At 61.2% G+C, this 11,377-nt stretch carries 14 protein-coding genes and 1 pseudogene; 13 read left to right on the top strand and 2 right to left on the bottom strand.

All coding sequences use genetic code 11. The features are described 5' to 3' along the window. The first annotated feature begins 139 nt into the window (after window positions 1-139). From P1K89_RS32920 to P1K89_RS32890, 8 genes are all read left to right on the top strand, one after another. Window positions 140-625, top strand: a complete 486-nt coding sequence (locus tag P1K89_RS32920) for a YegJ family protein (RefSeq protein WP_284620767.1) — start codon at window positions 140-142, stop codon at window positions 623-625. Window positions 626-806: 181 nt separating this feature from the next. Next, window positions 807-1,187, top strand: a complete 381-nt coding sequence (locus P1K89_RS32915; protein WP_284620766.1) for a RidA family protein — start codon at window positions 807-809, stop codon at window positions 1,185-1,187. Window positions 1,188-1,424: 237 nt separating this feature from the next. Continuing rightward, entirely contained in the window at window positions 1,425-1,634 is a 210-nt protein-coding gene (locus P1K89_RS32910) for a DUF4287 domain-containing protein (RefSeq protein ID WP_284620765.1), read from the top strand. 199 nt (window positions 1,635-1,833) lie between these two features. After that, on the top strand, window positions 1,834-2,253 hold the full coding sequence (locus P1K89_RS32905) for a PaaI family thioesterase (protein ID WP_173135812.1): 420 nt from the start codon (window positions 1,834-1,836) through the stop codon (window positions 2,251-2,253). 1,712 nt (window positions 2,254-3,965) lie between these two features. After that, the gene (locus tag P1K89_RS33360) at window positions 3,966-4,496 is read left to right on the top strand and encodes a GNAT family N-acetyltransferase (RefSeq protein WP_350082617.1); all 531 of its coding nucleotides are present in this window, start codon (window positions 3,966-3,968) and stop codon (window positions 4,494-4,496) included. Between the two features lie 243 nt (window positions 4,497-4,739). Continuing rightward, window positions 4,740-5,165 carry a gamma-glutamylcyclotransferase family protein gene (locus P1K89_RS32900; protein WP_284620764.1) on the top strand — a complete coding sequence of 142 codons (426 nt, stop codon included), beginning with the start codon at window positions 4,740-4,742 and terminating at the stop codon, window positions 5,163-5,165. A 124-nt stretch (window positions 5,166-5,289) separates the two neighbouring features. Next, window positions 5,290-5,727, top strand: a complete 438-nt coding sequence (locus tag P1K89_RS32895) for a hypothetical protein (protein WP_284620763.1) — start codon at window positions 5,290-5,292, stop codon at window positions 5,725-5,727. A gap of 148 nt (window positions 5,728-5,875) precedes the next feature. Beyond that, window positions 5,876-6,289 carry a hypothetical protein gene (locus P1K89_RS32890; protein WP_284620762.1) on the top strand — a complete coding sequence of 138 codons (414 nt, stop codon included), beginning with the start codon at window positions 5,876-5,878 and terminating at the stop codon, window positions 6,287-6,289. Between the two features lie 610 nt (window positions 6,290-6,899). Here P1K89_RS32890 and P1K89_RS32885 read toward each other — a convergent pair. Next, window positions 6,900-8,026 (bottom strand): IS3 family transposase gene (locus P1K89_RS32885; RefSeq protein ID WP_284620761.1). Its coding sequence is split into 2 segments (ribosomal slippage): window positions 6,900-7,765 and window positions 7,765-8,026, totalling 1,128 coding nucleotides; the frame shifts between segments, so codons are not numbered across the junction. 212 nt (window positions 8,027-8,238) lie between these two features. Here P1K89_RS32885 and P1K89_RS32880 point away from each other — a divergent pair. The 5 genes from P1K89_RS32880 (at window position 8,239) to P1K89_RS32860 (ending at window position 10,633) form a co-directional block, all read left to right on the top strand. Beyond that, window positions 8,239-8,514 (top strand): BrnT family toxin, encoded by a 276-nt coding sequence (locus tag P1K89_RS32880; RefSeq protein ID WP_284620760.1) that lies wholly within the window; start codon window positions 8,239-8,241, stop codon window positions 8,512-8,514. A 13-nt stretch (window positions 8,515-8,527) separates the two neighbouring features. After that, on the top strand, window positions 8,528-8,755 hold the full coding sequence (locus P1K89_RS32875; protein WP_284620759.1) for a BrnA antitoxin family protein: 228 nt from the start codon (window positions 8,528-8,530) through the stop codon (window positions 8,753-8,755). A gap of 224 nt (window positions 8,756-8,979) precedes the next feature. After that, the gene (locus P1K89_RS32870) at window positions 8,980-9,342 is read left to right on the top strand and encodes a hypothetical protein (protein WP_284620758.1); all 363 of its coding nucleotides are present in this window, start codon (window positions 8,980-8,982) and stop codon (window positions 9,340-9,342) included. Window positions 9,343-9,531: 189 nt separating this feature from the next. Then, the gene (locus P1K89_RS32865; RefSeq protein WP_284620757.1) at window positions 9,532-9,975 is read left to right on the top strand and encodes a TIR domain-containing protein; all 444 of its coding nucleotides are present in this window, start codon (window positions 9,532-9,534) and stop codon (window positions 9,973-9,975) included. A gap of 169 nt (window positions 9,976-10,144) precedes the next feature. Then, a complete protein-coding gene (locus P1K89_RS32860; protein ID WP_284620756.1) occupies window positions 10,145-10,633 on the top strand; it encodes a hypothetical protein in 489 nt (162 codons plus the stop codon). 632 nt (window positions 10,634-11,265) lie between these two features. On the opposite strand, the pseudogene P1K89_RS33445 reads toward P1K89_RS32860, so the two are convergent. Further along, window positions 11,266-11,377: pseudogene (locus P1K89_RS33445) on the bottom strand (IS30 family transposase); the annotation flags it as partial.

Below are 11,377 nucleotides of genomic sequence, written 5' to 3'. Positions count from 1 at the left end.
TAGCGTTCCCTGTAGGTGAGTTGGTGATACTCCATGCTGCAACCCTTCCTGCCCGAAGAGAAGCGGCTAGTCTCCAACTCACCGCCCCCCTTCGCAAAGGTGTTGCACTTCGCCTGGCAATCCGCCCCTCAAGAACACCATGCTTCGCCGCCTTCTTCTCTCTCTGGTTGCCGCCTCCGCCACGACGTTGCCTGCTATTGCGCAGCAGCGGGACGAAGGCGAAGTGGTGATTGTCGAGACGGGTGATCCCGAGATGAACTCAGCCATCAAGACAGCCAGGGCTAGTCTCGATGAGTTCTTGCGCCTGGCTGCGTCACCGCCGGCTCAGACCTCCGGCTACAAGCTGAAGGTCATGATCCGGGACAAGGACATCACAGAGCACTTCTGGGTAACACCATTCCGCCCGAAGCAGACAGGATTTGAAGGAATTCTGGCCAACGATCCCAAGCTTGTCACAACAGTGCGAAACGGGCAGCAGATCGAGTTCACAAGAGGCCAGATCTCGGACTGGGGTTACGTGAAGAACGGCCGTCAAGTGGGCAGCTTCACGATCTGCGTTCTCTTCAAGAAGATGCCACCCGAGCAGGCTGACTACTATCGCAAGAATCACGGCTTTGATTGCTAGCAAGTTGAGGCCTAACCCTTCGGTCAACGCGACCCGCACCAGCAGGCGTCTTGGGGCGCGAGACACCCAGATCTATCATGTGTCTCGCGCCCCAAGCCCCCTGCCGCTGCGGGCGCGTTACCTCAAACGTTAGGCCTCGGAAGGCGCACGCCCCACTACCCGCCGTTGAAAGGAGTCAAGAGTGCCTCGCCAGATTGTCTATACGTCCAAGGCCGCTAAACCGCCACCCATGTACAGCCAGGCCGTCAAAGCGGCTGGGTTGGTCTTTGTCTCGGGCACAGCACCCACAGATCCCAACACAGGTGCCTATAAGGGCGAAACGATCCAAGAGCAAACGCGTCAGTGCCTGACCAACATTCAGGCAATTCTTGAAGCGGCTGGTACGTCGATGGACAAGATTGTCAGTGTCACGGTAGTAATGGCCGACGAGGATGACTTCCCGGGCATGAATGAAGAATGGATGAAGTGGTTTCCTTCAAATCCTCCAGCACGTCAGGGAGCAAAGCTGCCCGCTCGCATTCCAGGACTCAAGGTGTCCATCGCAGCCATCGCTGAGGCCTAACCCTTCGGTCAACGCGACCCGTACCAGCAGGCCTCTTGGGGCGCGAGACCGCCCAGCACTATCATCGGTCTCGCGCCCCAAGCGTCCTGCCGGCACGGGCGCGTTACCTCAAACGTTAGGCCTCGCAGGGCACTTCCGCGCTGTTCACGGTCCTTGCCATAGCATCACCAGGCACCCGAGAGCGGGCGCCCGGCTTAGCTGGCAAACTGCTCGTCCCTACGTTTCACGCGACAAGGCATGTCAACCACAGAGAAGGTCAAAGGTCCCGCATCGTACTTCCCGTCAATCGAGAAGAAGTATTGCCAACCCATCGAGCACTGGTTCGTCGTGCTCCGCAACGCTGGCGCGCTGAAACACATGGAGTTGGTCAATCTGCTCAAGTCGGAGCACGGTCTAGGTCACGGGCATGCCAATGCTCTCGTCGCCTACCACCTCGCCAAGGGTTAGCTGCAGCCCGCTACGTCAGGGCCGTCCTCGTGTCGCCGGCCGGCAAAGGCAGCGAGGCCTAACCCTTCGGTCAACGGCGACGTCCACCAGCTACGCGCCAGGGCCGCGAGACAGTCAAGGCATATCATCTGCCTCGCGGCCCTGGCGCTCCGCTGGCGGCCGCGCGTTACCTCAAACGTTAGGCGTCAGAATCACCACCATGTCCAAGGCCGCAGAGCTCCAAGCCCTCCTGGACAGTCAGCCAAAGTCTGACTGTGCGGCGCTGATTCCCCTGTCGGTGGAGGAAGCCGACTTCGACGTCGGTCGCGTGGTTCTTCGCTTCGCACCTCAGCCGGCGTTCGAGAACTACCACGGCAATGTTCAGGGTGGCTTCGCCGTTGCCATGGTCGATGCCCTGGTCTCCATCGCCGCCTATGCCAAAACGCGAGCCTGGCTACCCACGGTTGAGATCAAGAGCACCTTCGTAGCACCAATGATGCTGGGTGAGTCACGAGGTGAAGCATCCATCATCAAGGCTGGCAGGCAGCTCGTGTTCCTTGAGGCCAAGCTGTGGGGTGCAGACGGGAAACTCGCGGTGCACGCCACCGCCACGGCGTTCGTGCCTCGGCGTGATTCCTAAGCGTACCCGGGAGGCGCCGACGCCTAACCCTTCGGTCAACGCGACAGCCAACGGCATGGCACTTGGCCCGCGCAGCACCGCAAACTATCATGTGCTGCGCGGGCCAAGCACCATGCCGTCGTCTGCGCGTTACCTCAAACGTTAGGCATCAGGTGGAGCGGCCGTGCTACTTCAACGCAAGTTCAGCGGCGCTTTCGCGCCGAGCACCTGAACAGCCACCAGACGTCCGAGCGTCACTCCATCTTTGAGAGCCTGAACAAGGAGTTCTCGTCGGCACCCGAGCGCAGGGCTCCAGCGTTCTTCTTCCTACCTTCCAGTCAGTTCGTCGGGCGCTGCGCATCGGAAGACATTGCCAGTGGCTACCACCCCGCGGCGCAGCGCAGAGGGCAAGTCCCAGGCCGGCCACGCCTAAAGCGCTTGCCACCGTCGGATTCAGCCAGTTCGTCGGGCGCTGCGCGTCGGAAGTCACTGCCCGTGGCTACCACCCCGTGGCGCAGCGCAGAGCGCAAGGCCCAGGCGTCTCGCGGCACGGAGCACAAGCGTTTGCTGTCAACCAGGCCGCTGCCTAACCCTTCGGTCAACGCGACCCGTACCAGCAGGCGTCTTGGGGCGCGAGGCCGCCCCGCTCTATCATCGGCCTCGCGCCCCAAGCCTCCTGCTGGCGCGGGCGCGTTACCTCAAACGTTAGGCATCAGGTGGAGCGGCCGTGCTACTTCGGCGAAGAGTCAGCGGCGCTTCGCGCCGAGCACGTAAACAGCCACAAGTTGTCCGAGCGCGATTCCATCTTCAGAGCCTGAACCTGCAGCTCCTTGCGGGATGCATCGGGTCAATGAGTTCACGTCAACGCCCGAGCGCACGGCTCCAGCGTTCTTCGCCCTGCCTTCCAGTCAGTTTGTCGGGCGCTGCGCATCGGAAGGCACTGCCAGTGGCTACCACCCCGCGGCGCAGCGCAGAGGGCAAGGCCCAGGCCGGCCGCGTCCGCAGCGCTTGCCACCGTCGGTTTCAGTCAGTTCGTCGGGCGCTGCGCGTCGGAAGTCACTGCCAGTGGCTGGCACCCCGTGGCGCAGCGCAGAGCGCAAGGCCATGGCAACTTGCCGCATCGAGCACCTGCTCTTGCTGTCAACCCGGCTGCTGCCTAACCCTTCGGTCAACGCGACCCGCACCAGCAGGCGTCTTGGGGCGCGAGGCCGCCCAGCACTATCATCGGCCTCGCGCCCCAAGCCCCCTGCCGGCACGGGCGCGTTACCTCAAACGTTAGGCCTCGGGTCAACACGTCCTACACGGCTCGTAGCGCTGCCAGAAGCACCACATGCACTCGGCCGTCATCGCATCGGCACCAGAGGAACACGGACACTGGTTGCGCATCGGCTCTGGCGACGAAAGCCGAGTCAGGGCCTGCATCGGGCTGTACGGTCGGCGCAAGGCTTGAGCACGTCGAAGAAGCAAGAACGAGCCATGGCGGTTCGAGGTCCTGCGCTCCAAGGTCAACAAGACCAGAACGCACGGCATGGCTCTGGCATCAGGCGCTTCAATGCTCACCGAGCATCAGAACAAGAGGGCATCTGTCGTCCCTGGCATTTTCAGCGTCCCGGCCAGGCCGCCCTTCAGGAGCTCGCAGTGTTCATGGTCGCCACGCGTCCGAGGCCTAACCCTTCGGTCAACGCGACCCGCAACAGCAGGCGCCTTTGGGGCGCGAGGCACCCAGGCCTATCATGTGCCTCGCGCCCCAAGCCCCCTGCTGCTGCGGGCGCGTTACCTCGAACGTTAGGCCGCATGCACGACGCATCGTGACGAGTGTCGAAGTCACAGATTACTCGGCGAACTACGCCGATCCACTTGTTCGCATGTGGCGAGCGAGTTTCGAACACGGGGTAGGAATCACCGACCCACATGCGCTCGAGGAACAACTCGCCTACTTCCGAGACGAGGTCTTGCCTCATCACCGAGTGCAACTTGCGTGGCAGGGAACCACGCTCGTCGGATTCGTTGCCTCTAACAGCCAGTCCGTCGCACAACTCCACGTGAAGGTAGGGCTTCACAGACAAGGGATCGGTTCACACCTCCTGCGCTTGGCAAAGTCGGCTTCCAACGGCAGCTTGTGGCTCTTCACCTTTCAACAGAACACCGTCGCCAGGTTGTTCTACGAGCACCACGGGTTCCGCGCAGTGAAGTTCGGCTTCGAGCCAACTTGGCAACTCGCAGACGTCAAGTACGAGTGGCACGCGGGTGAAAATGCGGCCTAACCCTTCGGTCAACGCGACCCGCACCAGCAGGCGCCTTGGGGCGCGAGGCCGTCCAGCAATATCATCGGCCTCGCGCCCCAAGGCCCCTGCCGGCACGGGCGCGTTACCTCAAACGTTAGGCCTCACCCCCAAGACTCGGGGGCTGACGCCCCCGAGAACAGCCCAAAGACATGTGTCCATCGCTGGCAAGATGCGGGGACCTATGGCAACCTTGACATACAAAGCACGTTAGGCCCGCACTCCGTGAAGCACCTCGTCTTCGTGTTCGGAACACTGAAAGAAGGCTTTCCCAACTTCAGCACGAACAAGGGAGCTCGGCTGCCCGGCAACTTCCTGACGAAAGAGCGCTACCCGCTCCATCTTGTTGGGGAACGCCACTCACCCTGGATGATCGACAAGCCAGGGGAAGGGGAACGGATCATTGGGCAACTCTTCGCGGTAGATCAGACCACGTTGGACGCCATGGACAAGCTCGAGCGAGTCTCTGAACCGGATGGCTACCGCAGGATCTCCATCGAAGTCGAGAACACGGAAGCCAGCGGGCCCAGCGGTATCACCGCTTTCGCGTACCTCAAGCGCTCAGAGCAGGTCATCGACACTGAGGTCCGTCAAGGCCCGTTCTGCGAGTACACGCTCGAACACGCCGCGCTCCACCGCCAGCGGGCCTAACCCTTCGGTCAACGCGACCCGTACCAGCAGGCCTCTTGGGGCGCGAGACCGCTCCAGCCTATCATCGGCCTCGCGCCCCAAGCGTCCTGCCGGCACGGGCGCGTTACCTCAAACGTTAGGCCTCATGCGCGACCCACCATCCCCAGCGCTGTTCGAGTTCGAAAGCCGCGACTCTCTTGCACAGTTCTCCGTCTGGCTACTTCCGGTTGTCGGAGGAGGCACGCTGAGCATCCTCTTGTGGCAATTTGGCGGCCTGCCGGCAGTCATAGCAACAGCACTCGTCTGCATCTCGCTGGTCGCCGGCCTGCGTGCCTCAATCGCCGTCTATCCCAACCGCGTGGAGATTGTTCGAAAGTGGTTTTTCCTCCCCTACAAGAAGTACAGCGGGCAGTTGATCGAAGACGTCTCGTACGGTGGAGACTGGGGCCTTGATGAAGGCGCCATCGGCGTCGTCGTGCGACTGGATGGTCGAGACATTCACATAGGAACGGCCAAGAACATGCACTATCTCCATGACGCCATTTCCAGGGTTGCGTACAGCGGCAGATCGATTGAGGCCTAACCCTTCGGTCAACGCGACCCCCAACGGCAGCCGCCTTGGGGCGCGAGGGGCTTCCGTCTATCATGCCCCTCGCGCCCCAAGCCATCTGCCGCCGGGGTCGCGTTACCTCAAACGTTAGGCCTCGTGGGGAAGCCTTCCGCTCCATGCCATGCTGAAGTCCAGTTTCATCGACGTACCGGCCCTCTTGTTCGCATCGGCCGTTGGAGGCATCTGGATCTGGTCGTGTCTGCTGCTATCCGGACAGGAAGTGGTTGGTTCAGTTCTCCTCCTTGTCCTCCTGCTTCCATTTCTCGGCCTCACATCATCGATAGCAATTGCGTTGTTCATCCTGCCGTTATGGTGGCTCCTTCGCAGGACAGCATTTTCGGCACCCTACTTCTTCGTTCTGCCCATCGCGCTCCTCACGGAGGGCCTGGCACTTGTCGCACCTCAGCCTGAAGACCAGTCGTCCTTGCAGCGGTTGCTGCTTGGCGCATACTCAGCAATCTGGCTGTGTTCCATGGCCGCGGTCTACAGCATGCTTGCTCGGCGCCAAGCGCCTGCATCGCTGAGCGAGGCCTAACCCTTCGGTCAACGCGACCCGTACCAGCAGGCCTCTTGGGGCGCGAAACACCCAGGTCTATCATGTGTCTCGCGCCCCAAGCGTCCTGCCGGCACGGGCGCGTTACCTCAAACGTTAGGCCGCACACTCCCCATCATGCGAGCAACTGCAGCTTCAATTCAGTCCACCGTACCTGGTGGACTCGCGCGCTTCGCCGCACATATGGTGCACCAGAAGGTGCGCTTCTCAGTTGCCTTGCTCGCTTGTAGTCTCGGTAGTGCCTGCGATACTTCATCGCCGCGGGTTTCTAAGGGTGATTTCCGAGCAACTTGCGAGGCAGTTGCCATCGGTCAGGCCGTGAGTACCTTACCAGAGTCGCTCTCTGCACACGTGAGGGGTTTGCCTGCCGCGGATGGCGACGTTGTCGTTTTCTTAGAACCAAGATCAGCGGGTTGTGCTTGCCTGCTCTCTGTCCAAGCAAGCGCCGTCACCAAGCGGAACACCAGGTGTCAGTAGTACCGGGTGCGGCCTAACCCTTCGGTCAACGCGACCCGTACCGGCGGCCGCCTTGGTGACCTGCCCCCCATTCCCGTACCAGCCGTTTGGAACATCTCCGCTGGTTGAATGACCTTTACTCCTCCGATCGGCGAGGAGAGGCTGCGTCGGCAGCTTGCTGCCGATGTAGCGAAGCGAACTTCGCCGGTGGCATCCTGCCGCAACTGCTATGGGGCCGCACCTCGTTGTAGTCCATGCGCCAGTTCGCGATGATCACCCTGGCTTGGGGCAGCGTCTCGAACCAGTGCTCGTTCAGGCACTCGTCGCGGAGCTTGCCATTGAAGCTCTCGATGTAGGCGTTCTGCGTTGGCTTGCCGGGTTGGTTAAGGATGTGCCGAATGTTCCTGCCTGTCGACCACGCCAGGAACGCCCGGCTGGTGAACTCCGGGCCCTGGTCCGTTCTGACCGACTTGGGGTAGCCCCGGAATCGGGCTGCTTGGTCCAGCAAACGGGCGACGTACTCGCCGCCGATGCCGTAGTCGACGGCCAGGACCACGCACTCATGGCTGAAGTCGTCGGTGACCGTCAAGCACTTGATCCTGCGGCCATTGGCCAGACTGTCGCTGACGAAGTCCATGCTCCAGACCTCGTTGGTCGTCTTGCACTCGTGCAGCGGCACGCGATCGAGCTTGAGCCTGTTCTTGCCGCGACGTTTGCGCACCGCCAGGTCCGCGAGGCGGTACAGCCGATAGACCCGCTTGTCGTTGATTCCCGTGCCCTCGGCACGGATCAGGTCGGCGATGCGCCGATAGCCGAAGCGTCGTCGTTCATGCGCCAACTCGACGATGCGCGCGCTCATGCCTTCGTCGAGCTGCGCGCGCCGCGGCGGATGCCGCCAGCTGTCCCTGGCCAGCCCGACCAAGGCACAGGCTCGCCTCTCACTAATCTTGGTCGCCTCAAGCATCTCGCCCACCGCGCGTCGCTTCGCCGGTGGGCTCAGCGCTTTACCCCGAAGGCAACCTTCAGCGCTTCGTTGTCCAGCGCCGCTTCGGCGAGCAGCTTCTTCAGCCTCGCGTTCTCCGCTTCCAGCTCTCGTAGCCGCTTCGCGTCGCTGGCCTCCATGCCGCCGAACTTCGCCCGCCACTTGTAGAACGTCGCGCTGCTGAAGCCTTCCTTGCGACACAAATCCGCTACCGCTACACCCGTCTCAGCCTGCCGGATGAACCCGATGATCTGTTCGTCTGTGTACCTGCTCTTGCGCATCGCGCTTCCTCTCGGTTGCGCGGATTTTGTTCGCTTGCAGTGGTACGGATCGCGGGGGGCAGGTCATTGGGGCGCGAGGCACCCAGGTCTATCATCTGCCTCGCGCCCCAAACCGTCCGCCGGCACGGTCGCGTTACCTCAAACGTTAGGCCGCACGAAGCCACCCCCGCGCACCTGTTGCCGCATCAACGCAGTGTAGCTACACTTGCCGCATGCGTTTCTCATGGTCCGAGCGCAAGCGCGCCATCAACCTCAAGGAACACGGCCTCGACTTCGTCGACGCACCTCGCGTCTTCGAAGGAGTGACCTTCTCCTACGAGGATGATCGCTTCGCCTACGGGGAGCAACGCTTCATCACGCTTGGCCTCCTGGCTGGAGTGCCGGTTTCGATAGCTCACACCGAGACCGAAGATGAAATCCGCATCATCTCCTTCCGCAAAGCGACCCCCCGCGAAGCGCGTCAGTACTTCAACGAAGTCCAAGACTGACTGGGCACGTCTGATGTCATCGGACAAGAAGGGACAACCAACCGATGAACATCCGGAGTTCAACCCCACGCATGTGGTCAAAGGAATCGTCCGCCGCGGGCTGAAGCCGGTTGCCAACAAGGAATTGATCTCACTGCGAATCGACCAAGACGTGATCGAGTGGTTTAAGGCTCAAGGGCCAGGCTATCAAACCCGTATCAATTCGGTCCTTCGGGCGTTCCGAGACGCGAGTGCGGCCTAACCCTTCGGTCAACGCGACCCGCACCAGCAGGCGCCTTGGGGCGCGAGGCCGCCCAGCCCATCATCGGCCTCGCGCCCCAATCCACCTGCTGGCACGGGCGCGTTACCTCAAACGTTAGGCCTCACAAGCCGCACTCACACCATGCATCTACGTGCCATCCTCAGAATAGCAACACTTCTTCACGGCCTGTTGAGTCCCTATCTGCGTGGGCACAGACTCCTGGATTGCCAGAACTGGACTTCACCCGCTACTTCCCGCACATCGTCGCCGTGTCGGAAGACAAGCAGGTCAATGAGTACCCGGAGGGTGTCCAGTACAAGTTTTTGACCGTCCGCGATGAAGTAGAGAAGAAGGTAATACTCGCACTGACCCGCCGTGAAGGATCGACGCGCCTTGTTCGCGTCTTCTTGGCTAACGGTCCAATCGAGAACTCCGAGAACTCGCTACGAAACGCGGTGAGCAACTTCGCTCAGAAGACCGGCCTCAGCTTTGAGTTCATTGACCTACGCGAAGTAAAGACCTTCGAGGCCTATCGCGCCAGGGCAACGGAGTTGGGCTGGGGTATGACCGTTCTGCAGAAGCAGTGAGGCCTAACCCTTCGGTCAACGCGACCCGCACCAGCAGGCGTCTTGGGGCGCGAGGCCGTGCAGCCAATCATCGGCCTCGCGCCCCAAAGCCTCCTGCTGGCGCGAGCGCGTTACCTCAAACGTTAGGCCGCACAGAACGCGCACAAGAGCGCACCCCGTCACTCCATGGAAAGGGTTCGTCGGAGGGCCATGAGTACACGACAAATCCACGTCTTCATTAGCCATGCCTGGGCATACTCGGAAGACTACATAACACTCTCGACTTGGATTTTCGACCAGCGCTGGAGAGTTGGCCAAGCTTCGCTTGACATTCACAACTACTCCGTACCAAGAGACGATCCCTTTCATGACATGGGCACCGAGAGAGAGCTTCGCGAGGCAATCTACAACCAGATCGGACGTAGCCACGTCGTTGTGATACCGGTTGGCATGTACGCGTCGCATAGCAAGTGGATTCAGAAGGAAATAAACGGTGCAAACTACTATGAAAAGCCAATACTTGCAGTCATTCCACGAGGAAAGAAGCGGCTATCTGGAGTAGTCGTCGACAACGCAACACGAGAAGTTGGGTGGACCAGAGAGTCGGTGATCAAGGGAGTGTGGGAGCTGTACAAAAAATCCCAAGGGCAATGACTACTTCTACGTTTGGCCACGGGTGCGGCCTAACTCCTCGGTCAACGCGACCCGCACCAGCAGGCGTCTTGGGGCGCGAGGCTGTCCGGCCTATCATCAGCCTCGCGCCCCAAGCCACCTGCCGCTGCGGGCGCGTTACCTCAAACGTTAGGCCGCTCATCATTCGAACATGAAGCTTTCAACGATCACACTGGAGCAACTGAGTTCGCTCACGCATGAAGTCAAACTGCCGGAAGAGCGAAGTCGCTCACCGTTCTTCAAAGTGATCTCCTATCACGGTGAATATCGGTACGGCTCTGGCGGTAATGCAGACGCTCGCTACATCGTTGCCACGGCAACCGCCGCGCACGAGGCATGGTTCACTGAGGGTATCGTCATCGATTTCAGCGATCTCAAGTATGAATGGGGCGATGAAATGGAGTGGGTTCTGGGCATCGCGCAGGGTGGTCCTACAGGCTGCTCTTTCCCACTGGTCATCATTGTCGGAGCCAAGTGCAAGCCAGCTATTCAGACTCTCATTCCCGACGAATACGCGGACTTCTGCGTTGAGTCGCTTGACGACGCCCTACTCCTCTTGGAGCAGAAGCGGCGGGCGTACAGGCAGTGCCTCGCGGAGTGGCGACCTCGCACGGTCAAGCCAGAAGCCAAGCAACCGTGAAGCGGCCTAACCCTTCGGTCAACGCGACCCGTACCAGCGGCCACCTTGGGGCGCGGGGCACCCAGGCCTATCATGTGCCCCGCGCCCCAAGCCGCCCGCCGGCACGGGCGCGTTACCTCAAACGTTAGGCCTCGCAGGCAAGACGCGCATGTTCTTCGCAGGCCACGCCCCTACGAAGATTAAAGTCGAAGAAGGCACTTCTTCGGCTGGCGGCGAACGCCTTCTACACTGCGAAGAGCATGAGTTCGAAAAACCGCATATCGCAGCGTTGTTGCGGCGGTCCGGCCTTCGAAGAGAAGAGTTCCTGGCCGAGCACTTCGACGTCAGGTGCGGGCTGCGCAAACAAGTCCAAGACCCAAAGACATCGCCCGCACTTCCAGGTCGGCATGCTGGGCCGGCTTCTCGGCCTGGCACATCATCAAGGCGCAGGCTTCGGCGCCTTGCTTCAAGCCCCTCGCCCTCGTGTCGGCGGCCCGCAAACGCAGCGAGGCCTAACCCTTCGGTCAACGGCGACGTCCACCAGCTCCGCACCAGGGCCGCGAGGCACCCAGGGCTATCATGCGCCTCGCGGCCCTGGCGCTCCGCTGGCGGCCGCGCGTTACCTCAAACGTTAGGCGTCACGAATTGCCAAACTAAGCGCAACACCACCGAGCATACGCCTCGCTAGGTGTATCGAATCCGAGAACCTTTCTCGGCCTGTCGTTGAGCTCTCGCTCGATCGCGTTGCACTGACGCTGTGTCACT

Origin of the sequence: Aquabacterium humicola (assembly GCF_030167915.1) — a bacterium.
GTDB lineage: Bacteria > Pseudomonadota > Gammaproteobacteria > Burkholderiales > Burkholderiaceae_C > Pseudaquabacterium > Pseudaquabacterium humicola.
The sequence above is the reverse complement of the archived record's forward strand: the minus strand, read 5'-3'. Positions and strand labels throughout refer to the sequence as shown.